The organism is Nonomuraea sp. NPDC059007 (genome assembly GCF_042740555.1).
In the GTDB taxonomy this organism is placed as follows: Bacteria; Actinomycetota; Actinomycetes; order Streptosporangiales; family Streptosporangiaceae; genus Nonomuraea.
Genome location: NZ_JBHYJD010000032.1, coordinates 36438 through 62371, shown reverse-complemented (window position 1 = coordinate 62371; position 25934 = coordinate 36438). Strand labels below are relative to the sequence as shown.

The 25934-nt window shown below is 70.7% G+C and carries 23 protein-coding genes; 14 read left to right on the top strand and 9 right to left on the bottom strand.

Going from position 1 to position 25934, the window contains the following annotated elements; genetic code table 11:
• The first annotated feature begins 100 nt into the window (after positions 1-100).
• Positions 101-409: a hypothetical protein gene (locus ACFWY5_RS38965; protein ID WP_379637771.1), complete on the top strand. Its 309-nt coding sequence runs from the start codon at positions 101-103 to the stop codon at positions 407-409.
• Here the strand turns inward: ACFWY5_RS38965 and ACFWY5_RS38960 are convergent.
• On the bottom strand, positions 376-627 hold the full coding sequence (locus ACFWY5_RS38960) for a hypothetical protein (protein WP_379637770.1): 252 nt from the start codon (positions 625-627) through the stop codon (positions 376-378). The two genes, ACFWY5_RS38965 and ACFWY5_RS38960, sit on opposite strands and share 34 nt — an antisense overlap.
• A 136-nt stretch (positions 628-763) precedes the next feature.
• Here ACFWY5_RS38960 and ACFWY5_RS38955 point away from each other — a divergent pair, with 136 nt between their 5' ends.
• From ACFWY5_RS38955 to ACFWY5_RS38935, 5 genes are all read left to right on the top strand, one after another.
• Positions 764-1294, top strand: coding sequence for a hypothetical protein (locus ACFWY5_RS38955; protein ID WP_379637769.1), 531 nt, complete (start codon positions 764-766; stop codon positions 1292-1294).
• A 63-nt stretch (positions 1295-1357) separates the two neighbouring features.
• Positions 1358-1702, top strand: coding sequence for a hypothetical protein (locus ACFWY5_RS38950; protein ID WP_379637768.1), 345 nt, complete (start codon positions 1358-1360; stop codon positions 1700-1702).
• A 249-nt stretch (positions 1703-1951) separates the two neighbouring features.
• A complete protein-coding gene (locus ACFWY5_RS38945) occupies positions 1952-2677 on the top strand; it encodes an ABC transporter ATP-binding protein (RefSeq protein WP_379637767.1) in 726 nt (241 codons plus the stop codon).
• The gene (locus tag ACFWY5_RS38940; RefSeq protein WP_379637766.1) at positions 2674-3990 is read left to right on the top strand and encodes an FtsX-like permease family protein; all 1317 of its coding nucleotides are present in this window, start codon (positions 2674-2676) and stop codon (positions 3988-3990) included. The genes ACFWY5_RS38945 and ACFWY5_RS38940 overlap by 4 nt, the downstream gene beginning before the upstream one ends.
• 110 nt (positions 3991-4100) lie before the next feature.
• Positions 4101-4709, top strand: coding sequence for a dihydrofolate reductase family protein (locus tag ACFWY5_RS38935; RefSeq protein WP_379637765.1), 609 nt, complete (start codon positions 4101-4103; stop codon positions 4707-4709).
• Positions 4710-4868: 159 nt separating this feature from the next.
• Here the strand turns inward: ACFWY5_RS38935 and ACFWY5_RS38930 are convergent, their stop codons facing one another.
• Positions 4869-5705: an acyl-CoA thioester hydrolase/BAAT C-terminal domain-containing protein gene (locus tag ACFWY5_RS38930; RefSeq protein WP_379637763.1), complete on the bottom strand. Its 837-nt coding sequence runs from the start codon at positions 5703-5705 to the stop codon at positions 4869-4871.
• Positions 5706-5759: 54 nt separating this feature from the next.
• On the opposite strand from ACFWY5_RS38930, the gene ACFWY5_RS38925 reads away from it, so the two are divergent.
• A complete protein-coding gene (locus ACFWY5_RS38925; protein WP_379637762.1) occupies positions 5760-6857 on the top strand; it encodes a winged helix DNA-binding domain-containing protein in 1098 nt (365 codons plus the stop codon).
• Here the strand turns inward: ACFWY5_RS38925 and ACFWY5_RS38920 are convergent.
• On the bottom strand, positions 6844-8025 hold the full coding sequence (locus ACFWY5_RS38920) for a hypothetical protein (protein WP_379637761.1): 1182 nt from the start codon (positions 8023-8025) through the stop codon (positions 6844-6846). The genes ACFWY5_RS38925 and ACFWY5_RS38920 overlap by 14 nt on opposite strands.
• 101 nt (positions 8026-8126) lie before the next feature.
• The gene (locus ACFWY5_RS38915; protein WP_379622294.1) at positions 8127-9743 is read right to left on the bottom strand and encodes a dolichyl-phosphate-mannose--protein mannosyltransferase; all 1617 of its coding nucleotides are present in this window, start codon (positions 9741-9743) and stop codon (positions 8127-8129) included.
• Between the two features lie 78 nt (positions 9744-9821).
• Here ACFWY5_RS38915 and rsmI point away from each other — a divergent pair, with 78 nt between their 5' ends.
• Both rsmI and ACFWY5_RS38905 read left to right on the top strand, forming a co-directional pair.
• Positions 9822-10670, top strand: coding sequence for a 16S rRNA (cytidine(1402)-2'-O)-methyltransferase (gene rsmI, locus ACFWY5_RS38910; protein ID WP_379622296.1), 849 nt, complete (start codon positions 9822-9824; stop codon positions 10668-10670).
• Between the two features lie 10 nt (positions 10671-10680).
• Complete coding sequence (locus tag ACFWY5_RS38905) at positions 10681-12252, top strand: dolichyl-phosphate-mannose--protein mannosyltransferase (protein ID WP_379622298.1); 1572 nt, start codon at positions 10681-10683, stop codon at positions 12250-12252.
• Here the strand turns inward: ACFWY5_RS38905 and ACFWY5_RS38900 are convergent.
• A complete protein-coding gene (locus tag ACFWY5_RS38900; RefSeq protein WP_379622300.1) occupies positions 12203-13723 on the bottom strand; it encodes a hypothetical protein in 1521 nt (506 codons plus the stop codon). The genes ACFWY5_RS38905 and ACFWY5_RS38900 overlap by 50 nt on opposite strands.
• Before the next feature lie 100 nt (positions 13724-13823).
• On the opposite strand from ACFWY5_RS38900, the gene ACFWY5_RS38895 reads away from it, so the two are divergent.
• The 3 genes from ACFWY5_RS38895 to ACFWY5_RS38885 all read left to right on the top strand — a co-directional run bounded on the left by ACFWY5_RS38895 (position 13824) and on the right by ACFWY5_RS38885 (position 17024).
• Positions 13824-15047, top strand: a complete 1224-nt coding sequence (locus ACFWY5_RS38895) for a glycosyltransferase family 2 protein (RefSeq protein WP_379622378.1) — start codon at positions 13824-13826, stop codon at positions 15045-15047.
• A gap of 88 nt (positions 15048-15135) precedes the next feature.
• A complete protein-coding gene (gene cseB / locus ACFWY5_RS38890; RefSeq protein WP_379637760.1) occupies positions 15136-15828 on the top strand; it encodes a two-component system response regulator CseB in 693 nt (230 codons plus the stop codon).
• Positions 15825-17024, top strand: coding sequence for an ATP-binding protein (locus tag ACFWY5_RS38885; protein ID WP_379637759.1), 1200 nt, complete (start codon positions 15825-15827; stop codon positions 17022-17024). The genes cseB and ACFWY5_RS38885 overlap by 4 nt, the downstream gene beginning before the upstream one ends.
• A 2-nt stretch (positions 17025-17026) precedes the next feature.
• Here the strand turns inward: ACFWY5_RS38885 and ACFWY5_RS38880 are convergent, their stop codons facing one another.
• Both ACFWY5_RS38880 and ACFWY5_RS38875 read right to left on the bottom strand, forming a co-directional pair.
• Positions 17027-18199 (bottom strand): Cmx/CmrA family chloramphenicol efflux MFS transporter, encoded by a 1173-nt coding sequence (locus ACFWY5_RS38880; protein WP_379637758.1) that lies wholly within the window; start codon positions 18197-18199, stop codon positions 17027-17029.
• 50 nt (positions 18200-18249) lie between these two features.
• Positions 18250-18822, bottom strand: coding sequence for a TetR/AcrR family transcriptional regulator (locus ACFWY5_RS38875; RefSeq protein WP_379637757.1), 573 nt, complete (start codon positions 18820-18822; stop codon positions 18250-18252).
• Positions 18823-18894: 72 nt separating this feature from the next.
• Between ACFWY5_RS38875 and metG the strand changes: the two genes are divergently transcribed.
• Positions 18895-20685, top strand: a complete 1791-nt coding sequence (metG, locus tag ACFWY5_RS38870; protein WP_379622310.1) for a methionine--tRNA ligase — start codon at positions 18895-18897, stop codon at positions 20683-20685.
• Here metG and ACFWY5_RS38865 read toward each other — a convergent pair.
• Both ACFWY5_RS38865 and ACFWY5_RS38860 read right to left on the bottom strand, forming a co-directional pair.
• Positions 20621-21829 (bottom strand): FAD-dependent monooxygenase, encoded by a 1209-nt coding sequence (locus tag ACFWY5_RS38865; protein ID WP_379637756.1) that lies wholly within the window; start codon positions 21827-21829, stop codon positions 20621-20623. The genes metG and ACFWY5_RS38865 overlap by 65 nt on opposite strands.
• A gap of 24 nt (positions 21830-21853) precedes the next feature.
• Complete coding sequence (locus ACFWY5_RS38860) at positions 21854-24901, bottom strand: ATP-binding protein (protein ID WP_379637755.1); 3048 nt, start codon at positions 24899-24901, stop codon at positions 21854-21856.
• Between ACFWY5_RS38860 and ACFWY5_RS38855 the strand changes: the two genes are divergently transcribed.
• A complete protein-coding gene (locus ACFWY5_RS38855; protein ID WP_379637754.1) occupies positions 24900-25784 on the top strand; it encodes a TatD family hydrolase in 885 nt (294 codons plus the stop codon). The genes ACFWY5_RS38860 and ACFWY5_RS38855 overlap by 2 nt on opposite strands.
• Positions 25785-25934: the final 150 nt, after the last annotated feature.

Genomic DNA, 25934 nt, shown 5'->3' with positions numbered 1-25934 from the left:
GTCGTTTCAAGGAGGTTCCGAGCCGGATTCGGCTGGGGTTGGACCTCAAGATTCGGCGGGGTGGGACGCTCTGGTGTCTTCGCGCTGGCGTTGTCGCGCGGTGAACGGCCTGGCGGGCATGGCAAAGCCGCTGGGTGGCGCAGAGTTGGGTGTCGATGGTCGGGTTTGTGGCTTAGGTGTCGGGTGGCGGCGTGGCGAAGGCCTCGGCGGTTACCTCGATGGTGGCGAGGTCGTTGGTGGTCTGTGTTGTCTCGGGTTCATGCTCAGGCTGGTGGATGTGGCGCCAATGGTCGAGGAAGTGGTCGTTGGCGATGAGCAGCGCGACCAGGATGGTTTGGGCGACGTGGCCGTGAGCGAGCCGGTTTTTCGGGTCACTCAGGTCCAGCTCATGGCCCGGGCAGATTTGTAGGTCTCCACCCGGGTGGGGCTGAGGTAGGGCAGGTCTTGGCGGAGCTTGTCGAGATGGCCGAGGTCGCCGGTGCCGACGGTGATGGTGTGCTGGCGGCAGATCTTCGGCAGCTCACCGGCCAGCCGCGCAAACGGCTGAGTTGGGCTGGCGAATACGGCGGGCTGGCCTTCTTGGGGGCTTTCATCGGCGGCGGCGCTTGCTCGCCGCGCTCCAGCCACGCGAGGGTGGCTCGCATGTGAGGCCATCCGCACCGAGATCGACGCCTGTTCACCCAGGGCCGTGATCTGCGGGTTATCTTCCCGGCACTGATGGCGGGCCGAGGCGCTTGGTCCTGGTATCGGGCAAGATCGCCCCATGCACCTGACACGCAACCCCCTCGCCCTGCTCTTCACCGGGGCCATCGGACTCGCCTCGCTCCTGACGCTCTTTGAGGTGAGCGCTCCCGGCCTGTCCTACTGGGCATTGCTACTGGTGCTGTACTGGCTGGCGCTCGCCATCACCTGGTCCGTATTGCTTGCTCCTCGCCCGGGGCGGCGGGCGTGGCCGCCCTGGATGTACGTCCCACTCGTACTGGTGCTGGGCACCGTACTGCTGGTCACGGTCGACGCGCCCCTGCACGCGCGCTTCGCACTGTCGGAATCGAGCCTGGAGCGCTACGCCCGGTCGGTGCGTGACGACGACGAGGGCCGTGGTCGGTGGCGGGGCCTGTATCAGGTGGGCTACACGGAGAAGATCCCGGGAGGGGCGCAGTTCATGGTCACCTCGGTCACCTGGAATTGGAAGACGCACGGCTTCGCCTACATCCCGGATCGGGTACCGGGTCCGGACGAGGTCTGGTACGAGCATTTCAAGGGCCCTTGGTACATCTGGACCGATGGGCCCTGAACCCCATGAGGTATGACCTCCCGTTGCTGGGTGGCTCTCCGCTCAGGTGCGACGATGGCTGACATGTCGCGGATCGAGTTCGCCTACGGGGCGCCCAGGAATGGATGGGCCGTCGTCACCATTGGGTGCGAGGGTCGCGAAGCGCGGATGGTCGTGTCCTATGTGACGGATGCGCTCAGGGATCTCCTGTATAGCCTGGTGCGGGTTACTCAGGGGGATGACGTTCGCTTTTCCTGGGATGACGAGCCCACCGAGTATCGATGGGTCTTCACCCACGAGGACGGTGGGATACGGCTGCGCATCCTCACGTTCCCTGACCGGATGAGGCCTGAACCGGATGAGGCCGGGCGGGAGGAGTTCACGCTTCTGAGTGAGGTGCGTCCGCTCGTAGCGGCGGCTGCTCGCTGATGTGGGGGAGGAGGAGTACGCGCGGCAGTGGAACGGCGAGAGCTTTCCCCTGCGTGAGCTGAACGCTTTGGAATCCTGGCTCAAAGATCACTGACCTGGGTCGAAGGTGCGAGCCTGCCGCCTGCTCGTCGTGCCGAAGGACGTGGTGTGTGCCTCGATCCGCGCCGAGCAGGGTGGGTGGAGCCTCAGGGGCCGATCGGGGGGATGCCTGATGGGCGGTGACGGGCCTCTTCCGGCACGCTGCTGATCATGAGTGATCATGCAGTTGTCCTTGAGGAAGTGACCAGGACCTATGGGAAGGGCGCCACCGAGGTGGCGGCGCTTGGGCAGGTCAGCGTCGGGTTTGCGCGTGGGAGTTTCACGGCCGTGATGGGGCCGTCGGGATCGGGGAAGAGCACGCTGCTGCAGTGCGCGGCGGGGCTGGACCGGCCGGACTCGGGGGCGGTTCGTATCGGCGGGCAGGACATCTCCCGGTTGGGGGAGAAGGAGCTGGCGGTCCTGCGTCGTGACCGGGTCGGCGTCATCTTTCAGGCTTTCAACCTGGTCCAGTCGTTGACCGCCTGGCAGAACGTGATCCTGCCCAGCAGGCTGGCCAGGCGGCGGCCTGATCCGGCGCGTGTGCGGGAACTGCTGCATCGGGTCGGGCTGGCCGGGCGGGAAGGGCATCGTCCTTCGCAGCTGTCCGGTGGGCAGCAGCAGCGGGTGGCGATCGCTCGCGCTCTGCTGGGCAGGCCGGAGGTGTTGTTCGCCGACGAGCCTACGGGGGCGCTTGACCGTCGTAGCGGGCACGAGGTGCTGGCCCTGCTTCGGGAGGCGGTCGATGCGTTCGGGCAGACGGTGGTGATGGTCACGCACGATCCGGAGGCGGCGGCAGGGGCCGACAGCGTGCTGTTTCTGACCGACGGGCGGATCGTTGACATGCTGCACAAGCCCTCGGCCGACCAGATCGGCATGCGGCTGGGTGGTCGGCGATGACGCTCGTGCTCGCCTGGAACAACGTCCGGACCAATCGGATGGGCTTCGCCGCTGCGTTCGCGGCGGTGCTGCTGGCTGTGATGCTGGTGGGCGGCAGCGGCATGGTGGTCGCCGGGGCCGGAGCGCGCGACGAGCTGAACGGCGTCATGGGGTTGCTGGTGCTGTCGGCCGCGGTGTCGGGGTTCGTGTCGGTCTTCGTGGTCGCGGGCATGCTCAGCCTGTACGTGCTGCGCCAGCGCAGGACCTGGGCGCTGCTGCGGTCGATCGGCATGACGCCGCGGCAGGTGAGCCGGCTCGTCACGGCGGAGGCGATGGTCGTGGCCGTGCTGGCGAGCGTGGCGGGCTGCTTGCTGGCCGTCCCGTACGCGGCGGCGATGGCGGCGTTCATGCGGATGACCGGGCTGGCGCCGACGGGGATCCCGGTGAAGGTGACGGCGGGGCCGTTCATCATGGCGCTGGTGGTGGGGTTGGTGGTGACGCTGCTGGCGGCTCGGGCCGCGGCGCGCAAGGCGGTGGGTGTGGGGCCGCTGGAGGTGCTGCGGGAGAGCGCGGCGCAGCGGCGGTTGCTGGCCTGGCCCAGGGCGGTCTTCGGCGGGGTGGCGCTGGCCGGGGGCATCGTGCTGCTGTACCTGGTGCCGCAGGTGAAGGCGTCGGCCGCGGTGCCGGCCGGGCTGGCGGCGACGATGGCGCTGTGCGTGGGCGCGTCCGCGCTGGGACCCGTCGCGCTGCGGGGGCTGGGGTGGCTGTTCGGAGCGGTGGTGGTCCGGCTTGATCCGGGCGCGGGGATGCTGGCCAGGTCCTCGCTGGTCACCCAGCCGCGCCGGGCGATGGCGGCCGCGTCCCCGGTGATGCTGACCATCGCGCTCGCCTGCACCTTCCTGTTCGCCGTCGCGACCACCGACGCGGCGGCGGACGTCACCCGCACGGGGCCGGCGGCGTGGGCGGCACCGGTGCTGGTGGGATCGGCGGTGGCCTACACCGTGATCTCGGTGCTCAACGCGACGGCCATGACGATGGCCGAGCGGACCGAGGAGATCCGGCTGCTGCGTACCGTGGGGACCAAGCCGCGGCAGCTCACCAGGATGGTGTGCTGGGAGACGCTGACCGTGACGTGCGCCGGGACGCTGCTCGGAACGGGCATCGCCGCCGCATCGCTCACCGCGCTCGGCAAGGCCGCGACCGGGCAGGCGTGGTTCGCCTACTCCGTGCCGCAGTACGCCGGGCTGGTGCTGGTCTGCGTGGTGAGCGGCCTGGCCGGAGCGCTGGTCTCCACCCGGAAGGCGCGGCGCGGGTCGCTCCGGCCCGATGACTGACCTTCAGGGCGTGGGCGCTGTGGAAGTAGGGGAATCGTAGGGAGACCTTAAGCCGCTCCCGGCACGCTGTGGGCACAGAGAGAGCAGGAAGAAACAGAGGGAGCGGGAAGATGGCGAGCAAGCTGATCGTCGGGACGTTCGTGTCGCTGGACGGCGTCATGCAGGGGCCCGGCGGCCCGACCGAGGACGAGTCCAACGGGTTCACGCGGGGCGGGTGGTTGCCTGCCCACCTTGACCAGGACTTCAACGAGATCATGGCGGACGTTCTCGACCGGGCGGACGGGATGCTGCTGGGGCGCAGGTCCTACGACATTCTCGCCGCGTACTGGCCGGACGTGTCGGACGAGGACGGCGGCGCCAAGATCAACAGCATGGCCAAGTACGTCACCACTCGCTCGCCCAAGGAGGTGACGTGGAACAACAGCCACGTGCTTCGGGGCGAGGCCGCGCAGACGGTCGCCGAGCTCAAGAAGAGCACCGACGGGGTCATTCTCGTGCAGGGAAGCAGCGACCTGCTGCGCACCCTTCAGGAGGCCGAGCTGGTGGACGAGTACCACCTGCTGGTCTTCCCCGTGGTGGTCGGGGAGGGGAAGCGGCTGTTCTCCGAGGGGACGGTGCCCGCGGGGCTCAAGCTGGCCTCGTCGCGGGTGACCAGCACCGGGGTGGTGCACCTGGTGTACGAGTGGGCCGGGGCGCCGCTCTACGGGACGGTCGCCTAGCCGGGAATGTTCTTGGCCGGGGGGTGGTTACACAACCCGTAGCCGGTGTGTCCAGTGTCCCAGGGCCTCATCTACCGCCTTCGCGGACTACCGTTCGGCTGGAGCCGCGTTGTGCATTTCGCCGATAGGCGACCTGCGCACCGTCTACTGAAGAAGGGCCTACGCCTCGCGTGGGCCCTTCTTCATGTCCGCCCGCGGAATGCCCGCTCGCGAAATGTCCGGCCTCGAAGTGCCTCGCCCTCGAAGTGCCCTGAGGATCTCGGGCCAGGCCTTTTCACCCAGTTCGGCGTCGGCGTGCGGGGCTCCGCCGTACACATAGGAGGAGGACGGCGCGGGGGCGGGCTCGCCGGGCAGGCGCGGGCGGTGGCCGGCCCGCGGGTGCGAGATGAGGCGGACGTCGCGCCGCGCGGCCAGGGCGTGCGCGAACGTCAGCGACGGCCACATCTGGTCGTCGCCCCCGGCCACGAGGACCACGTCGGCGCGGGAGCGTTCCAGGGGGATGGCGGACTCGGCGGGCGCCAGCGCGAGACCACGCTCGTAGAACGCGCGGAACGAGGTGGGCGGCCCGCCGGCGGGCCAGTCCGGCGGATAGGGGGCGAAGGGCAGCGGACGGCCGCGCCAGGTCCACGAGGACCGGCCAGGCGCGCCGAACCCGGCCCAGACCACCGAGGACGGCGACAGCGCGACGACGGCCTCCACGCGCGGCTCCACACAGGCAAGGGAAAGGGCCGCCTCAGCGCCCTTGGACAGCCCGAGAACGGTCAGGCGCCGCGCGCCCGCCTCGGCCAGCATGTCGAGTCCGGCGACGAACGTCTCCAGCGGAATCTCGCGGATTCCGGGCGACTGTCCCGCTCCGCCGAACCAGCGGATGGACAGAGCCGTCAGACCGTGTGCGGCCAGCAGGTCGCATCGGGCGGAGTCGATCCGGCCGCTGGATCCGGCCAGGACGAGGACGCCGACCTCGCCCGCACCGGCCAGGTGACTTTCCATGGTCATGGATCTTATGAGGTGGATAGTGTCGGTTCGGGCAGAGAGGACGCGGGCGGGTTCATGAACGTCGAACGAGAGCAGGTCATCGCCTTCCGGCTGCGCCGGCACCAGCTGGACGAGCGGGGCACGCTGGCCGGCGCCGCGGCCACGGCGCCGCAGAACACGCCGCCGGGTTCGGCGCAGCTCGCGTTGCGGGCCAGGGCCGAGGTGAGCGCCGCCGAGGTGGAGGCGGCGATCGCCAAGCGGCGCACGTTGGTTCAGACGTGGAGCCTGCGGGGTTCGCCGTGTCTGGTGAGCAGCGCGGAGCTGCCGCTGTTCACCCGTGGGCTGCTGCCCGACGACGAGGAGTCGTGGCGGGCGCAGATGGCCGGGTTCCTGCCGATGCTCGATCAGATGGGCAGGAGCGCCAGCGCGACCATGGAGCGGGTGATCGAGGCCACCAGGGACGCGCTGGACGGTCGTTCGCTCACCAAGCGGGAGCTGGGCAGCGCGCTGGCTCCGCGGCTGCCGGCGGAGTTCGCGCCGTGGATGGAGCCGGACATGTTCTCGTCGTTCAGCGCCATTCTCACGCGGGCGGCCGCGCTGACGGGGGAGTTCGCGATCGCGTCCCGGGTCGGCAACGAGGCGTCGTTGATGCGGGTGGATCAGTGGCTGGCCGGGGTGCCGGTGGACAAGGACGCGCGGGCCGGGCTGGTGCGGCGGTATCTGCGGCTCTACGGGCCCAGCACGGCCGATGACTTCGCCTCCTGGGCCGGGGTCAGCGTCTACTATGCGGCGCGTTCCTGGGCGAAGGTCGCGGGGGAGATGGCCGAGGTGGGCGCGGGGTTCGTGCTGGCCGAGGATCTGGCCGAGCTCAAGGGGGCCGAGCGGCCCAAGGGGATGCGGTTGCTGCCGCCGTACGAGCCGTTTCTGCAGTTGCGTGATCGGGGCACGCTGGCGCCGGACCCGGGGCTGCGGCCGCGGATCTGGCGGAAGACCGGCAACCCCGGGGTGATTCTTCTGGACGGCGAGCTGGCGGGTTTGTGGCGGCAGCAGAAGAAGGGCGGCAAGCTGGTGGTCACGGTCGAGGGGGATGCCGATCGGGACGCGGTCGCGGCCGAGGCCGCGCCCTACGCGGAGTTCCGCGGGTGCACGGAAGTGCAGGTCATCCTGGGCTGACGTATTGGCGTGGGCGGAGCGCGTGCGACCGTAGCGCGGCCAGGGCGGCCAGGTGGCCGGTGGGCGTCAGCCGTACCACCAGCTCGTCGCCGAAGGCGAGGTCGAGCGCGGTGAGTTGTCCGACGAGGTCGGACAGCGGGCGGGAGATGTCCTCGCGGCCGGTCGCCGGGTGCCAGCCCTCGCCCCCGACGATCTCGGCCACGCGGGTGTTCAGCTCCTGCGGCGACATGACGCTGCCGTCGGCGAGCAGCATGAGCGCGGCCTCCCGGACCGAGAGGTCGAACTCGTGGTCCACGCGGGAGAGCAGCAGCCCGGCGGCGGTCGCCCACATCTGCTCCGGTGAGCGCAGCAGGCGCCGGCCCTCCTCGGTGATGGTCAGCTTGGAACCGTCGCGCAGCAGCGCTCCGAGGTCGTGCTCGGCCACCTCGCGCAGGCGCAGCGCCTCCGGGGATGGCGCCAGGCGCAGCGGGAGGCTTTCCGAGGCGGCCAGGGTGAGCAGCCGGTGCAGCGCGGGCAGCGGCTGGTGGGGGATGGGGGCGTGCAGGCGCACCTCGAACGGCTGCGCCAGCTCGCGCCTGGCCGGGCCGCGGCCCAGGACCCAGCGGTTGAGGCGCTCGCCGTGCACGCGGTTGAGCCAGCTGTCGCCGCCGAGCTCGGTGCGCGGCTCGGTGAGCCAGCGGCGGGTCAGCGCGACGCGGTCGATCTCCTCGCCGGACAGGATGGCCAGTTCGAGCGCGGCGGAGCTGGCCACGTGGGCGCCCAGCTCCTCCGGGCCCATGATCATGCTCCAGCGCAGGTCCGGGACGTCGGGAGGGAGCACGCCCGTGGCTTCGAGCGCCTCCTGGTAGGCGGCGGTGCCGGCGTCCTCGCCGTCGCGGGCGTAGGTGCGCAGGATCTGGGTGGTCGTGGGGGAGTCGCACAGGGCGGCGTAGCGCTCCAGGCCGCCGATGGCCAGGAGCCTGCCGAGGGAGCGGGCCAGCCGCTCGTGGTCGCCGCCCACCTTCAGCGGAAGCGTGTACCAGAGAAACTCGCATACATCGAGCTGGGTCACCGTCTCCAACGGCTCCCCGCCCGTCAGCCACTCGACTGCGGTCCTGGCATCCTCGGCCAGGTCCGGCTCGGAGCGCTCCAACTCCGTGAGAAGCGCTGTGACATCCGGTGCACTCATGCCTCGAAGTTTGCCGTATGGACCCCAGGCCTGACGATGACCGAATCCGGTGCGTATTGGGTCGTGCACAGTCGCTACCCTATGAATTCATGTGGTGACGGTCAGATCCAGCGTTTGTCGAAGAGCATGCGTGCCTTCCACTCCGCGTAGGGGATCAGATCAGCGGTCAGGATGGGGTGCAACCACCAGAAATTCACCAGAGCCAGCAAGGCGAACGCGCCGACCGCGGCGGCCCCGACGGTACGCCGCATCGGCAGCGGACTGCCCGGAGGCGCCGCGGGGCCGATCAGCAAACCGGCACAGAGCGTGATGGCCAGCACCATGAAGGGAATCATAGGGATCGCGTAAAACAGGAACATCGTCCGGTTGTCCGCGATCGCGTAGTAGAACCACGGCAGCCAGCCCACCGCGTACGCCAGCAGCACCGCCCCCGCCCGCCAGTCCCGCGAGGCGACATACCAGGCGATCAACGCCACCAGCGCGGCCAGCGCCCCGAACCAGATCACCGGCGTGCCCACGCCGAGCACCGCCTCCGAGCAGTCCTTGACGCCGCAGCCGGTCTGCTTGCCCTCGTAGTAGAAGGCGACCGGGCGCAGCAGCAGCGGCCACTGCCACGGCTCCGACTGGTAGGGATGCGTGGACTCCAGGCCGGTGTGGAAGCCGAGCACCTGCACCTGGTAGGCGAACCACGACTTGACCGAGTCGATGACGAAGAAGACGGGCCCCGACGAGGTCGCCTGTGCCCAGTTACGGCCGTAGCCGTCGGCGCTGGCGAACCAGCCCGCCCAGGTGGCGACGTACGTGAGCGCGGGCACCAGCGCCACCGCGCCCAGCCAGGTCGGCGCGTCCTTGCCGAAGGCCCCCGCGTACGGCTTGCGCAGCCCGACCGCCCGGCGCGCCCCCATGTCCCAGATCAGCGACATGATCCCGAACGCGATCAGGAAGAAGATGCCCGACCACTTGACCGCGCACGCGGCGCCCAGGCACACCCCGGCGGCGATCCGCCACGGCCGCCAGCCCAGCCACGGGCCCTCCGGCGTCATCGGCGAGGTCTCGTACCAGTCGACCAGCCGCCCGCGCATCCTGTCCCGGTCGACCACCAGGCAGGCGAACCCGGCCAGCACCCAGAACATGAGGAAGATGTCCAGCAGCGCGGTGCGCGAGAGCACGAAGTGCAGGCCGTCGAGTGCCAGCAGCAGTCCGGCGAAGCAGCCGAGCAGCGTCGAGCGCGTCATCCGGCGCGCCAGCCGGGCGATGACCAGGATCGACAGGGTGCCGACGATGGCGGCGGCGACGCGCCAGCCGTACGGGTTCATGCCGAACAGCCACTCGCCGAAGCCGATCATCCATTTGCCGAGCGGCGGGTGCACGACGTAGGAGGCGCATTTGTCGAGTGCGTCCTGGGTGCATTTCTGCCAGATGTCGGTGTTGCCGGCGAGCAGCGCCTTGTCGGCGTCCTTGATCGCGACCTTCTCGACGCCCCAGGTGATCAGCGAGAAGGAGTCCTTGGCGTAATAGGTCTCGTCGAAGACGACGGCCTTCGGATGGCCGAGGTTGATGAAACGCAGCACCCCGCCGAACACCGCGATCAGAAGCGGGCCCACCCAGCCCCAGAGCACGCTGCCGCCCATCGGCGGGACCAGCCGGTCACGCACCGATCGTGGCTGCGGCTTGTTCGGATCGTCCACGGCCTGGTACTGGAAATCGGTCACGGCCATTCGGACATCGTACGGGCCCCAAGCCGTGGAATAGATAAGAAACACGGTGCAATTGGGGTGCCCTGCGACAATGGCCGGGTGACACAAGACGGCAAGTTGGTGCTGGCAGGAGCCCCGATCGGGCAAGCGGGAGATGTCTCCCCCCGGCTGAGACAGGCGCTCGAAAGCGCGGACGTGATCGCGGCCGAGGACACCAGAAGGCTGCGCAGGCTGGCGCATGACATCGGCGCGGAGATCACCGGCCGCGTGGTGTCGTACTACGACGCCAACGAGGCCGGGCGCGCCCAGGAGCTCGTCGAGACGCTCAAGGAGGGCCGCACCGTCGTCGTGATCACCGACGCCGGGATGCCGGGCGTGTCCGACCCCGGCTACCGCCTCACGCTCCTGGCCGTCGAGGCGGGCGTCGCGGTCACCGCGCTGCCCGGCCCGTCCGCGGTCACGACCGCGCTGGCGATCTCCGGGCTGCCCAGCGACCGCTTCTGCTTCGAGGGCTTCCCGCCGCGCAAGGGCGGCGAGCGGGCGCGCCGCCTGGGCGCGCTGGCCGCGGAGGAGCGCACGATGGTCTTCTTCGAGGCGCCGCACCGCCTGGCCGGCTCGCTGGCCGCGATGGCCGCCGCCTTCGGCGCCGACCGTCCCGCCGCGGTCTGCCGCGAGCTCACCAAGACCTATGAGGAGGTACGGCGCGGCGGCCTGGCCGAGCTGGCGGCCTGGGCAGAGGCCGGCGTCAAGGGCGAGATCACGGTCGTCGTGGCAGGTCACACGGCCGGGGCGGGCGAACAGGACATCGAGGCGCTCGTCGCCGAGGTCGACCGCAGGGCCGAGGCGGGAACCCAGCGTAAGCAGGCCGTCGCGGACGTCGCCAAGGAGGCCGGGATTCCCAAACGAGAGCTGTACGACGCGGTTCACAGGAGATCCCCAACGCCATAGGGTGCGCATCGTGAAGAACTGGGGGGTTTCCGCACAGCGGCTGGTTCCGCCGATGCAGGAAGGCGCGCTGTGGGGGTGGCTCGGCCCCGCCCTCGTCGCCGCCTTCGGCGCGATCCTGCGGTTCTTCCGGCTGGGCGAGCCGCACTCCGTGGTCTTCGACGAGACCTACTACGTCAAGGACGCCTACTCGCTCCTCAAGTACGGCGTCGAGCGGACCTTCCTCGGCGATACCAAGAACCCCATCGCCGACCAGCGCCTGATCACCGGCAACCTGGACATCTTCAAGCAGTGCGCCGAATCGGCGGAGTGCGCCAGCTACGTCGCCCACCCGCCGCTCGGCAAGTGGATGATCGCCGCCGGCGAGTGGCTGTTCGGCATGACGCCGTTCGGCTGGCGCTTCGTGGCCGCCGTCGCCGGCACGCTGTCCATCCTGATCCTGGCCCGCGTCACCCGCCGGATGACCCGCTCGACGCTGCTGGGCTGCCTGGCCGGGCTCCTGCTGGCGCTGGACGGGCTGCACCTGGTGCTCTCGCGCACCGCGCTGCTGGACATCTTCCTCATGTTCTGGGTGCTGGCCGGGTTCGCCTGCCTGGTGACCGACCGGGACCACGCGCGGCGGCGGCTGGCCGACTGGTACGAGCGCTCGCGGCTGTCGGACCAAGGGCCGCGGCTCGGGTGGCGGCCGTGGCGGATCGCCGCCGGGGTGTGCCTGGGCGCCGCGTGCGCGGTCAAGTGGTCGGGCATCTTCTTCCTGATCGCGTTCGGGATCATGTCGCTGATCTGGGACATGGGGGCCAGGCGGGCGGTGGGGCTGCGGCAGCCGTACAGGGGGGCCTTCTCGCTCGATCTCCCGCCCGCGATGGGCGCGCTCGCCGCGGTGCCGGCGGCGGTCTTCACGCTCTCGTGGACGGGCTGGTTCGTCTCCGCGCACGGGTGGGGGCGCAACTGGGAACAGGCGACCTCGTCGGGGCCCGTCTTCTTCGTGCTGGACTCGGTGCGGTCGTGGGTGAAGTACCAGCTACAGGTGCTCGGCTATCACACCGGGCTGGTCGAGGGGCATGCCTACCAGTCGAAGCCGTGGGAGTGGCTGGTGCTCAAACGGCCCGTCTCCTTCCACTACGAGGGCGATCTGCCGCCGGCGGGGTGCGGGGCCGACAAGTGCTCGCAGGCCGTGCTCGGGGTCGGCACGCCCGCGCTCTGGTACGCGGCGCTGTTCGCGCTCGTCGCGCTCGTCGTCTGGTACGTGGCCACGCGCGACTGGCGGGCGGGGGCGGTGCTGCTGGCGTACGCGGCCGGGTGGCTGCCCTGGGTGTACTACTGGCTGGCAGACAAGCGCACCATGTACCTGTTCTACATGGTGCCGCTGGTGCCGTTCATGGCCATGGCGCTCGCGCTGGTCGGCGGGCTCGTGCTCGGCAAGCAGAACGCGCCGCCCATGCGGCGGGCCGGGGGCGGCGCCGCCGTCGGGGCGTTCACGCTGGTCGTGCTGATCAACTTCTGGTGGCTGTATCCGGTCCTGTCGTCGGAGACGATCACGCACGCTCAGTGGTGGGCTCGGATGCTGATGCGCTCGTGGGTGTGACCTTCCTCTTGATGCCGTGCCGCAGCGTGATCGCCGCCGCGACGCACGCGAGGGGTACGGCCGGCAGCACGTACCGGTAGTCGAACTCGGCCGTGGCGGCCGGGGCCAGGAGCAGTCCGAACGCCGCCAGCCACGGCAGCGCCACCGGGCCGCCCCAGGTGCGCCAGCGGACGGCCACGCCGTACAGGCCGATCAGGAGGATGCCGCCGAGCATGATGCCGCGCAGGTAGAACACCTTCTGGTAGCCGCTCATGATGTCGGCCCAGGGGCTGACGATGCGGGTCTCCGGCGGGCCCTGCTCGTAGGCGTAGGCGTCGGTGTCGGTACGGCCCTGCGCGTGGGAGGGCCAGGTGGGCAGGCGTTTCGGCTTGCCGTTGACGAGCTCGTAGTAGGGCCGGAACTCGTACATGTTGTAGGTGGAGGCGTCAGGGAAGCGCGGGCGGCCCCAGTGGAAGGAGCGCAGGAAGTCGCGGCCCACGACCTGGAGGTAGTCGCCGGGCTGGGACAGGATCGCGCGCATGGCGAACTTGCTGGCCGCGTCGTTCTTGACCGACTCGAACGTCTTGCCGCCCAGGCGGTGCAGCGGCTGGCCGTACTCGGAGCGCCACAGGTACCACTGCGCGTACTCGGGACGCTGGCTCACCGGCTCCTCGATGCACAGCAGCGCGATGTCGAGTTCCTTGCGCGGATCGATGTTCATCTTCGAGCAGTCGGCGAAGATGGCGGTGCGCATGTAGAGGATGAGCCCGTCGCTGTTGGTCATCGCGAATTTACCGAAACTTGTGGAGAACCACGCCATGTAGCAAAGCACCGGAACCGCGCACGCAGTGATCATCGCGACAATCGGCCGCCAGCCCACCCGCTTCACCAGCAGGTACGCCACGACCAGCGCCAGGATCGGCAACCCGATCGAACGCGTCAGCCAGGTCAGCGCCAGCAGCACCCCCACCAGCGCGCCGATCTTCCACGACATCCGCCGGTTCCACAGCACCAGCGTGATCACGCCCACGACCAGCAGCGTGAACATGGCGTCCGACATGATCAGCTGCTCGAGCTGGATCTGGTACGCGTCGAACAGCACCGGCGCCGCCGCCAGCGTCGCGCCCCACGTCGGCAGGCCGAACTTGCGCCGGAGCAGCGCGTAGATCAACGCGGCCGTGGCCAGGCCCATGACGTGCTGCGTGAAGGTGACCAGGGCGAAGCTGTGGAACGGCTTCAGCGCCAGCAGCCAGAATCCGTAGCCGTCCGGCCTGATCGGGTGCGGCCTCGGGTGCAGGGCGACCGAGACGTACTCGTAGGAGTCGTTGAACCACATCGCCGGGCCGTACCCGAGCATGGTGATGAGCCGCAGCAACCCGCCCACGGCGAGCGCGACGGCGAACACCCGATGACGGCGCAGGAACGAGCGCAGACGCGCGGTTCGGCCACGGGCGGAGTCGTCCACTGTGGTTATCTCCGCGACGCTCACCATGGCAACAAGAATGCCAGGCGTTTTTCGGACTTGACCCGAGCATGGGTGGGCAGACGGCATGATGGTGTGCTGGATGTGCCGTGACTGGAAGGGCTACGACGTGGAACTGACGGTGGTCATGCCTTGCCTCAACGAGGCGGAGACCGTGGAAGTCTGTGTCCGCAAGGCGCTTGCGTGCATGGAGGAGCACGGGATCGAGGGCGAGGTGCTCATCGCCGACAACGGCAGCACCGACGGTTCCCAGCAACTGGCCAGGGACGCCGGCGCCCGTGTGGTCCACGTTGACGCGAAGGGCTACGGCAACGCGTTGATGGGCGGCATCAGGGCCGCGCGTGGCAAGTACGTCATCATGGGCGACGCCGACGACTCCTATGACTTCACCGGCCTGCTGCCCTTCGTCGAGCAACTGCGCGAGGGCGCCGACCTCGTCATGGGCAACCGGTTCAAGGGTGGCATCGCCCCCGGCGCCATGCCCCCGCTCCACCGCTACCTCGGCAACCCCGTCCTGTCGTTCGTCGGCAGGCTGTTCTTCCCGAGCGCCATCGGCGACTTCCACTGCGGCCTGCGCGGGTTCCGCCGCGATTCGATCCTGCGCCTCGGGCTGCAGACCGGCGGCATGGAGTTCGCCAGCGAGATGGTCGTCAAGTCCACGCTCCAGGGGCTCGACGTCCGCGAGGTCCCGACCACGCTCTCGCCCGACGGCCGCTCCCGCCCGCCGCACCTGCGCTCCTGGCGCGACGGCTGGCGCCACCTGCGCTTCCTGCTTCTCTACAGCCCGAAGTGGCTGTTCTTCATCCCCGGGCTCGCGCTCATGCTCGTCGGCCTGATCGCCGGCACCGCGCTGACCTTCGGCCCGGTCCGGATCGGCGAGCTCGCCTTCGACGTCGACACCCTCGTCGGGGCGTCGGCCATGGTGGTGATCGGCTTCCAGGCGGCGTTGTTCGCGCTGTTCACGAAGGTGTACGCGGCGGAGGAGGGCTTCCTGCCCGAATCGCCACGGGTCCGCAAGCTGATCAGCATCGTGACCCTGGAGAAGGGCCTCGTGGTCGGTGGCCTGCTGGCCCTGGCCGGTCTGATCGGGCTGGTCATGTCGCTGGTGCACTGGCAGGTGCGCAGCTTCGGCGAACTGGACCCGCGCGAGTCCCTGCGCCTCGTGGTGCCGGCGGCGACGGCGTTCATCATGAGCTTCCAGACCATCTTCGCCTCGCTGTTCATCAGCATCCTGGGCATCCGGCGCAGCCGCGAGACCCCGGTCGACTACGCGGCCAAGGCCGCCGAGGAGGCCGCGGAGGCGGTCACCCGCGAGGACTCCACCACCCACTGACCGCCTGCCTGATGCACGGCTGATACACGGCCGAGGCGGAGCGGACGTGCGCGTACGGCACCATGGAGGTGTCGACGTTAGGGGTGGAATGTCTGGTTTGCGGGGAGAGGATCCCGTCAGGGTGCTGCTCGTCGAGGACGACGAGGTGATCCGCAAGTCGGTCGCCATGGCGCTGGAGCGCTACGGCTACCGCGTGAGCACCGCCGAGGACGGCCTCACCGGACTGGAGATGTCCCGGGAAGGCGGCCACGACCTGCTGCTTCTTGACGTGATGCTGCCCGGCCTCGACGGCATCGGCCTGTGCAGGAAGGTCAGGGAGACCAGCCTCGCCCCGATCCTGATGATGTCGGCCCGCGGCGACTCGCTCGACGTGGTGTCCGGGCTGGAGGCGGGCGCCGACGACTATGTGGTGAAACCGATCGACACCGCCGTGCTCGTGGCGAGGATCCGGTCGCTGCTGCGGCGGGCCGCCCCGGCCCCGGAGTCCGCAGAGGCCGGGGCGCTCGTGTTCGGCGATCTGGCCATCGACCGGGACGGCCTGGAGGTGACCAGGGCCGGGGAGCCGGTCGCGCTGGCTCCCACCGAGTTGCGGCTGCTGCTGGAGTTCGCGGCCAATCCCGGGATCGTCCTGGACCGCCAGACGCTGCTGTCCAACGTCTGGGACTACGGCTGGAACGGCGACAGCCGCGTCGTCGACCTGTGCGTTCAGCGCCTGCGCAAGAAGATCGGCGCCGACCGGATCGAGACCGTGCGCGGCTTCGGCTACAAGCTGCGCCGGTGAGGTCGCTTCGCTGGCGGATCGCCGCTCTGGTGGCGCTGGCCTGCTGTGCGGTGGCCGTGGTCATCGGCGTGCTGGTCCACGGGGCCACGCTCGAACGTTCCCTGCAGGTGGGCAGGGAACGCGCGTACAACGCGCTGACCGAGGTGCGGCGGGAGGGGACGGGACAGGACAAGCCGACCGAGGAGATCCCGCCGCCGCTCCTGTCCCAGATGCTCGTGTCGGACGAACCGGTGTACTGGTTCGACGACCGTAAATCGGAGAGCCCCTGGATGTGGGGCGGGCAGCGGGTGGGCGACCAGATGCTGACCGTGCAGGTGGACATGGGCGTGCACATGCGGGCCCTGGTGGCCTTCGACCGGGACGTCGCCCAGGCCGCGCTCGCCGCGCTCGCCGTGATCGTCCCGCTGTCGTTGCTGCTGGCCGAGTTGCCCAACCGGCGGCTGCGGCGGGTGGCGGGGACCGCGCGGCGCATCGCGGAGGGCGACCTGGACGCCCGCATCGCCGGCCCCGTCCGCCGGGGCGACGAGATCGCCGAGATCTCCACGGCCGTCGACTCGATGGCCGACAGCCTCCAGAGCCGCCTCCAGAACGAACAGCGCTTCACCGCCGACGTCGCCCACGAACTGCGTACCCCGCTCATGGGCCTGGTCACCTCCGCCGAGCTGCTGCCGGAGGGGGAGGCGACCGACCTGGTCCGCGACCGGGTGCGCGTGCTGCGCGCCCTCGTCGAGGACCTGCTGGAGATCTCCCGCCTGGACGCGGGCGCCGAGCACGCCGACCTCAGGCCCGTGGCGCTCGCCGACGTCGTCGCGGCCTCCCTGGAGCGGACCGCCCTCCCGGTACGGCCGGCCGTCACCGCCCCGGGCACCGCCGAGACCGACCCCCGCCGCCTCGATCGCATCCTGGCCAACCTGGTCATCAACGCCCATCGCCACGGCGGCGCCCCCGTCGAGGTGACGGTGGACGGCACGACGATCGTGGTCCGCGACCACGGACCGGGTTTCCCCGCCGATCTGCTGGCCGACGGCCCGCAGCGCTTCCGTACCGGTGCCGCCGAGCGCGGCCGTGGGCACGGCCTGGGCCTGACGATCGCGACGGGCCAGGCCCGGGTCATCGGCGCCGTCCTCATCCTGGCCAACGCCCCGGACGGCGGCGCCGTCGCCACCCTTCGCCTGCCGCCGCCCCCGGCAGGGTGACTTCACACCGCGACGGGGACGGGGGCGGCGCGGCGGTGCAGCGCGTGGCCCAGCGCGCCCAGTCCGAGCGCGCCCGCGGCCATGGCGGCGCCCACCCAGCCCACGGACGAGTAGCCGAACCCGGCGCTGATGCCCAGTCCCGCCAGCCAGGGCGCGAGGGTGTTGCCGACGTTGAACGCCGAGACGTTCGTGGACCCGGCCAGCGTCGCGGCGGAGCCGGCCAGGGCGTACACGCGGACGCTGACCGCCGGGTTGGTGGCCATGCCGGCGACGCCCATCAGGAAGACCGTGACGACCATGGCCACCGGGGATGCGGCCAGGAGCGCGACGCCGGCCGAGGTGACGAGCACGCCGGCCATGCCGATGTAGAAGGTGGTGAACGGCCGGGCGTCCGCCGTACGGCCGCCGATGGTGATGCCGATGAGGCTGCCGAGCCCGAACAGGGCGAGGACCAGCGAGACCCATCCTTCGGACAGGCCGGTCGTGTCGGTCAGGAGCGCGCCGAGATAGCCGAAGCTGGCCATCATGGAGCTGAAGCTCAGCGAGACCGCGCCATAGGTGATCCACAGCCGCAGGTTGGCCATGGCCCGCAGCTCGTCGCGCAGGCGCGGTACGGCCGCCGCCGCGGCCCGCCCCGCGGGTACCAGGGCGAGGACGCCGGCGAAGGCCAGCGCGGTGAGCACGGCGACGGTCCAGAAGGCGGCGCGCCAGTCGGCGACCTGGCTGATGAGCGTGCCCGCGGGCACACCGAGGACGGTGGACAAAGTGATGCCGCCCACGACGACGGCCAGCGCCCTGGCCCTGGAGCCGACGAGCACCATGTCGGTCGCGGCGACGGCGGCCACGCCGAAGAACCCGGCGTAGACGAAGGCGCCGACGACGCGGGTGGCGAACAGCACCCCGTAGCCGGGCGCGAGCGCGCCCACCACGTGCATGGCCACGAAGACGGCGAGGAAGGCCAGCAACGTACGGCGGCGCGGCCACCGCAACGTGAGCGCGGCCAGGAGCGGCGCCCCGATCACCATCCCGATCGCGAACGCCGAGATCAGCAGCCCGGCGTCCGGGACGGAGACGCCCAGGTCGGCGGCCATCGCGGGCAACAGCCCGGCGAGCATGAACTCCGAGGTCCCCATGGCGAAGATCGCCAGTCCGAGGACATAGACGGCGAGGGGCATACGTCTCCTTGGTTTTAGATAGTTCGGTTCAAAATGAAGGCATGAAAACATCAGAAGGCGGCGAGCGCCGTTTTGATGATCGCCTGTGCCGCCGCGGGTTCCGCGCCCCCGCGCAGCGAGACCTGGATCCCGCTGATGGAGGCGATGACGAAGTGCGCGAGCGCGGTGGCGTTCTTGTCCGCGGCGAGTTCTCCCGAGATCTTGCCCGCCTCGATCGCCGCCTGCAGGGCCTCCAGGCGTCGCTCGTAGTCGCGCTTGAGCATCGCGGCCACCTCGGCGTCGTGCGGGGCCAGTTCGATCATCGTGTTCACCACCAGGCAGCCCCGGGGGAGTCCGTCGCGGGGCTCGACGGCCTGGCGCATCAGAGTCCCGATCTTCTCGCGGACCGGCGCCGGGCCCTCCAGCGTCTCGAGGACGCCCGCGGTCCTGATGTCCATGTAGTGCCGCAGGGACTTCTTGAACAGGTGGTGCTTGCTGGTGAAGGTGTTGTAGATGCTGCTGCGGCCCAGGCCGGTGGCGGTGCAGAGGTCCTGGGTCGAGGTCGCCTCGTACCCGGAGCCCAGGAACGCGCGCATCGCCGCGTCCACCGCGCGCGCCTCGTCGAACTGCCTCGGTCGTGCCATGGAGGCGACGGTAGCACGTTTTGGACTGATCCATCTATTACTCCGGGTGGCGGGAACCCGTAGGCTTAGGGCATGTCCCAGCACATCTTGACCGCTGTCGCGTGGCCCTACGCCAACGGCCCCCGCCACATCGGGCACGTCTCCGGGTTCGGCGTGCCGTCCGACGTCTTCAGTCGCTACCAGCGCATGGCGGGCAACAAGGTGCTGATGGTCTCCGGCACCGACGAGCACGGCACCCCCATCCAGGTCCAGGCGGACAAGGAGGGCGTCACGGCGCGCGAGCTGGCCGACCGCTACAACCGGGTCATCGCCGAAGACCTCACCGGCCTGGGGCTGTCCTACGACCTGTTCACCCGGACCACGACGAACAACCACTACGCCGTCACGCAGGAGATCTTCAAGGGTCTCTACGACAACGGCTACATCTTCCCGAAGACCACGATGGGCGCCATCTCCCCGTCCACCGGGCGCACGCTGCCCGACCGCTACATCGAGGGCACCTGCCCCATCTGCGGCTACGACGGAGCACGCGGCGACCAGTGCGACAACTGCGGCAACCAGCTCGACCCGATCCAGCTCATCAACCCCAAGAGCCGCATCAACGGCGAGACCCCCGTCTTCGCCGAGACCGAGCACTTCATGCTCGACCTGCCCGCCTTCGCCGAGGTGCTCGGCACCTACCTGCAGTCCAAGCAGGGCGAGTGGCGGCCCAACGTGCTCAAGTTCGCCCTCAACCTGCTCGGCGACCTGCAGCCCAGGGCGATCAGCCGCGACCTCGACTGGGGCGTGCCCATCCCGCTCGACGGCTGGAGCGAGCAGGCCAACAAGCGGCTCTACGTCTGGTTCGACGCGGTCATCGGCTACCTCAGCGCGAGCATCGAGTGGGCCAGGCGCAGCGGCGACCCCGACGCGTGGCGTCAGTGGTGGCAGAACCCCGACGCCAAGAGCTACTACTTCATGGGCAAGGACAACATCGTCTTCCACGCCGAGATCTGGCCGGCGATGTTGCTCGGCTACAGCGGCATCGGCGCCAGGGGCGGCAAGGCGGGCTCGCTGGGCGCGCTGAACGTGCCGTCCGAGGTGGTCTCCAGCGAGTTCCTGACGATGGAGGGCCGCAAGTTCTCCTCCTCGCGGCAGGTCGTCATCTACGTACGCGACTTCCTGGCCCGCTACGACGCCGACGCGCTGCGCTACTACATCGCGGTGGCGGGGCCGGAGAACCAGGACACCGACTTCACCTGGCAGGAGTTCGTCAACCGCAACAACGGCGAGCTCGTCGCCGCCTGGGGCAACCTGGTCAACCGCTCGATCTCGATGGCGGCCAAGAACTTCGGCGTCATCCCCGAGGCCGGCGAGCTGACCGACGCCGACCGGGCGCTGCTGGAGCGTTCGCGGGCGGCGTTCGGGCCGGTGGGCGCCGAGCTGAACCGCTCGCGGTTCAAGAACGCCATCACCGAGGCGCTCGACGTGGTCCGCGACGCCAACAAGTACCTGGCCGAGCAGGAGCCGTGGAAGCTCAAGGACGACGCGGAGCGGCAGAAGTCGATCCTGTTCACCGCCCTGCAGGTCGTCGACGACGCCAAGACGATGCTGACGCCGTTCCTGCCGTCGTCGTCCAACAAGGTTCACGCCATGCTCGGCGGCGAGGGCGTCTGGTCGGGCATGCCGGAGATCCGGGAGGTCGACGAGGACGGCGGCACGCCGTACCCGGTGATCACCGGCGACTACAAGGACGGCGCGCGGTGGGAGCACCGGCCGATCAAGCCGGGCACCCCGCTCGCGCCTCCGGTGCCGTTGTTCAAGAAGCTCGACCCGAAGGTCGTGGACGAAGAGCTCGCGCGCCTGGATACTCCGGCAGAGTGATGGCCTCGGCGGTCTTCCTGACCGACTTGGCCATGAGGCCCTTCCACGGCATGTAGGGCAGGAGCTTGTAGTTCTGGTTGATGAACCAGGCCATGAGCTTGTTGTCGGGGACCATGAACTTGCTGATCCCCACGGCCGACTTCTGCGCTCCGGCCACGTAGTCGCGCATGATCCGCTCGTAGGCGGGGAAGCCGTCGGCGTGGCCGTGGGTGGCGATCTCCCCGGCCAGCACGTACGCGCCGACCACCGACAGCCCGGTGCCCATTCCCGACAGCGGGGACGGGCACCAGGCCGCGTCACCGACGAGCGCGATCCGCCCGCGTGACCACCGGTCCATGTGGATCTGGCTGATCGAGTCGAAGTAGAACTCCTCCACCTCCCACATGTCCTTGAGCAGGCGCGGCACGATCCAGCCGACGTCCTTGAAGGCGTCGGCCAGCAGGCGCTTCTGCTCGTCGGTGTCGTGGCGGTCGTAGGTGAGCTCCGGCGAGCCGAAGAAGAACACCGCCTTGGCCTCGGTGTTGGCCCGCGAGCTGTAGGAGGACGCCACCTTGCCGGGCACGTTCAGGCCCTGGGCGCTGTAGTCGAGGTTGAGGTGGTTGGGCGTGGTGAAGACCGCGTTGTACAGCCCGAGGTAGGTGTGGAAGCGCGATTCCGGGCCGAAGGTCAGCGAGCGTACGTTGGAGTGCAGCCCGTCGGCGCCGATGACCAGGTCGAAGCGGCGGGTGGCGCCGCGCTGGAAGGTGACGGCCACGCCGTGGGCGTCCTCGTGGAGTTCGGCGATCGAGTCGCCGAAGATGTACTCCGTCTTCTCCCGGGTCCGCTCGTACAGGATGCGGCCGAGGTCGCCGCGCAGGATCTCGACGTCGCCGGCGAAGATGTCGTCGGGCATCTTGGCCAGCTTCTTGCCCGCCTCGTTGACGTTCCACAGGGCGCCCATGTTGGTCTGCTCGCGCTCGATGTCGGAGAGAATTCCCATCTTGCGCAGGACGCTCAGGTGCGCCTTGCCGCGGAAGTCGACGGCGTGGCCGCCTTCACGCAGCGCGGGGGCGCGTTCGACGATCGTCGTGCTGAAGCCGTAGGCGTTGAGCCAGTGGGCCAGGGCGGGACCGGCGATGCTCGCGCCGGAGATCAGGATGTCCATGGCAGCGAGCGTGCCCGGGGGAGCTCACCGGCGCCTCACCGGCGGCTCACCGGTCATCGCGGCGATCACGCCCAGCGGTGAGGCGTGGATGGCCTCGGCGCTGACGCCCGCGAGCGTGAGCGCCGCCTTCCTGCTCAGCTCCGCACCCGCCCGGTGCGCCGCCGCGAACTCCCGCTCGCCGAGCGCCGCACGGGCGCGCGCCTCCGCGGCCAGACGATCCTCGTCACCGGGTACGGCACAGCCGCGCAGCGCCACCGCCGCCCCGAGCAGCCTCGCGGCCTCGGCCGGTTCGGCCAGCCCGGCCAGCGCCTCCACGGCCCGCGCGCTCTCCGGGACGGCCCCGGTCGCGACGGCCACCTCGACGGCCTGCCGGTAGGCCTCGGCGGCGGCGACCGGATCGCCTTCCGCCTCGGCCATCCGCCCGACGCCGACCAGCACCCGCGTGTGGTTGCCCGAGCTCTTGATCCATCCGGCGTCGGAGCGGGCCAGCGCCTGCTGGTACAGCTCGCGGGCCGCGGGCAGGTCGCCCGCGATCCTCGCCAGGTCGCCCAGGCCGCGCAGGGCGGCGGCGAGGTAGGTGGGGATGCCCGAGCGCCTGGCCACCTCGGCCGCCAGCTCGTAGTCGGCCCGCGCGCCCGCCGGATCGTCGCGCTGGCGCAGGTCGCCCCGGTTGCACAGCAGGTCGGCGTGGTCCTCGTCGGCGCCCAGCAGCTCGGCCAGCTCCAGCGCCCGGCTGGTGTGGGCCAGCGCCGCCACCCGGTCGCCGGTGTTGGCGCCCAGCCAGCCCAGCGAGTCGAGTGCCAGCGCCGAGCCCCAGCGGTCGCCGAGCTCCTGGAAACCTTCCAGCGCGGCGATCAGGCCGGCGTGCGCGGCCTCGTACTCGCCGGCCGCCATGTCGGGGAAGGCCCAGATGATCCGGGACATCGCCCGCGCCCACGGATCGTCCCCGCTCTCGGCACGGCGCAGCACGCGCAGGACGAGCTCCGGATCGCCGCCGTTCGCCGTCATCAGCGGCCACAGGAACGTCAGCAGCGGATGGTGGTGCTCCCGGTCGATCAGGGCGGCGGCCCGCCGCAGGTAGCGCTCCTCGCCCGCGATCAGCGCGCACAGGGCGTAGCCGTCGCCGAGCGCGGGGTGCGGTCGCGGGCCCGCCGCCGCCAGCAGCGCCGTGGCCTCGGCCATGGCGGTGGTGCGGATGCCGCGCATCCACAGATAGTGGGCCTGCGCGCCGATCAGCCGCATGCCCAGCTCGACCGCTCCCGACTCGACGGCGAAGCGCAGCGCCTCACGCAGGTTGCCGTGCTCGGCGGCCAGCGCGTCCAGCCAGCGCAGTTGCTCGCCGCGGCGGAGGTGGGGGTCGGCCTCCAGGGCCAGGTCGAGGTAATAGGTCGCGTGCGCCTGCCGTACGGCGTGGGGGGCGTCGAGCTTTTCCGCGCAGAAGGCGCGGATCGTGGCGAGCATCCGGTAACGGCCGCCCGAGACCTCCACGAACGACTTGTCGGCCAGCGAGTCGAGCAGCGCTTCCGCGTCCGGCAGGCCGCTGACCCGCGCGGCGGCCGCGGCGCTCGCACCGCCGGCGAACACGGTCAGCCGCGCGGCCATCGCCCGCTCGTCGGCGCTCAGCAGCTCCCAGCTCCACGCGACGACCGCGCGCAGCGTGCGGTGCCTGGCCTCGGCGGTACGGCTGCCGCGCGACAACAGCGGAAACCGCTCGGACTCCAGGCGTTCGGCCAGCTCGGCGGCCTCGTGGGTACGCATGCGGGCGGCGGCCAGCTCGATCGCCAGCGGCAACCCGTCGAGCGCGAGGCAGATCGACTCCACGACCGCCTGCGCCGGGAAGTCCGGCCGCACCGCCCGCGCCCGGTCGGTGAACAGCTTGACCGCGTCGGCCGGCGGCAGCGGGCGCACCGGCCACAGGTGCTCGGCGGTCAGCCCCAGCGGCTCGCGGCTGGTCGCCAGGATGCGCAGGCCGGGGCAGGTGGTGAGCAGCCGCTCGGCGAGCGCGGCGACGTCGTCGATGATCTGCTCGCAGTTGTCGAGCACGAGCAGCAGCTCACGCCCGGACAGCGCCGCGACCAGGCGCACGGCCGGGTCGGCGGGTTCCTCGCGGTCTCCCGGCGGATGCAGGCCGCTGTCGCGGACGCCGAGCGCGGCCATCATGACCTGCGGCAACTGGCCGCCGTCGCGGATGGCGGCCAGCTCGACCACCTGCCGGTCCGGCTGCCCGCGCACCACCTCCGTGGCCAGCCTGGTCTTGCCGACCCCGCCGGGCCCGAGCAGCGTCACCAGCCTGGCCCGTGCCAGCAGCGCGCGTACCCGGGCCGCGTCCTGCTCGCGGCCGACGAAGCTGGTGAGCGGGAGCGCCTCCGGCGGGGCGGGCGGATCTTCCCCGCGCAACAGCTCCCGGTGGATCGCGGACAGCTCCGGAGAAGGGTCCGCGCCCAGCTCGTCGGCCAGGAGCCTGCGGGTGCGCTCGTAGACGACCAGGGCCTCGGCGGGCCGGCCGGCCGCGTGCAGGGCGCGCATGAGCTGCGCGCGCGGGCGCTCGCGCAGCGGGTGGCGCTCGACCAGCTCGCCGAGCGCGGCCAGGGCCGCGCGATGGTCGCCGCGCCGCAGGTCGGACTCGGCCAGGTCCTCCAGGGCGGCGAGGTGCCGCTCCTCCAGATGTACGGCCGGCGCCGGCGACGCCCACCACCCGAGCGCCTCCCGCAGCAGCTCGGCGGCCCGATCCGGGTCACCGGAGCCGAGCGCCTCGCGGCCCTGCTCGGCCAGGCGCAGGAAGCGGTGGACGTCGACGTCGTCCGGGTCCACGTTCAGCACGTATCCGGCCGCCACGCGCTCCACGGCGATGCCGTCGCGGCGCAGCCTGGACACCTGGGACTGCAGGGCGTGGTGCGCGTCCTTCGGGGGGCGCTCGCCGTACACCTCGTCGATGAGGCGCTCGGCGCCGACCGCGCGGCCGGGACTGAGCAGGAGCGCGGCCAGCAGCGCGCGCCGGGCCGGGCCGCCGAGCGAGACCTCGCCCCCGTCCGCCCGCCAGGCGCGGACCGCCCCGAGCACGCCGAACCGCATGGCAGCCACTATAGGGTTGGGTGACGTGAGCAAGAGTCCCGCTGTTCCCGAGCCTCTGGGCGCCGAGGTCTTCGACAGCCACTGCCACCTCGACATCATGGTCGGCAACCGGCAGGCCACGTCGGGCGACCCGGTGGCGCAGGCCGCGCAGGCGGCGGCGGCCTCGGTGGAGACGATCCTGGCCGAGGCGCGCTCGGTGGGGGTCACGAGCCTGGTGACGATCGGCTACGACCTGACCTCCTCGCAGTGGAACGCGCAGGTCGCCGCCGAGCACCACGGCATCTACGCGGGCGTGGCGATCCATCCCAACGAGGCCCACGCGTCCACGCCCGAGGTGCTGGCCGAGATCGAACGGCTCGCGCGGCGCGCGGAGGTGCGGGCCGTGGGCGAGACCGGGCTCGACTACTACCGCGACTGGGCATCGAAGGACGACCAGCACGAGAGCTTCCGCGCGCACATCGAGATCGCCAAGCGCACCGGCAAGGCGCTGGTGATCCACGACCGCGACGCGCACGACGACGTGCTGAAGGTGCTGGCCGCTGAGGGTGCGCCGGACGTCGTCGTCTTCCACAGCTTCTCCGGCGACGCCGAGATGGCCGCGAAGTGCGTCGAAGCCGGATATTTCATGTCGTTCTCCGGCCCGGTCACCTACAAGAACGCCGGCTACCTGCGCGAGGCGGCCGCCGTCGCGCCCGCCGAGCTGATGCTGGTCGAGACCGACGCCCCCTACCTCCCGCCGATGCCCCACCGGGGCAAGCCCAACGCCCCCTACCTGATCCCGCTCACTCTGCGCTGCCTCGCAGAGGTCAAGGGGGTCCAGCCGGAGGTGCTGTGCGAGGCGATCACCGCCAACGGGGCCACCGTCTTCGGCATCTTTTCGTGAACCGGTAGAGGCGGGCGCGGGGGCCGCGCCGGCGGGGGGGGGCGCCCCCCGAAACGGCGGAGGCCCGGGGGGGGAGGATCGGGGCCCCGCCCCCCCCCCCCCCCCCCCCCCCCCCCCCCCCCCCGGTGGAAGGGGAGGAGGCGCGGGGCG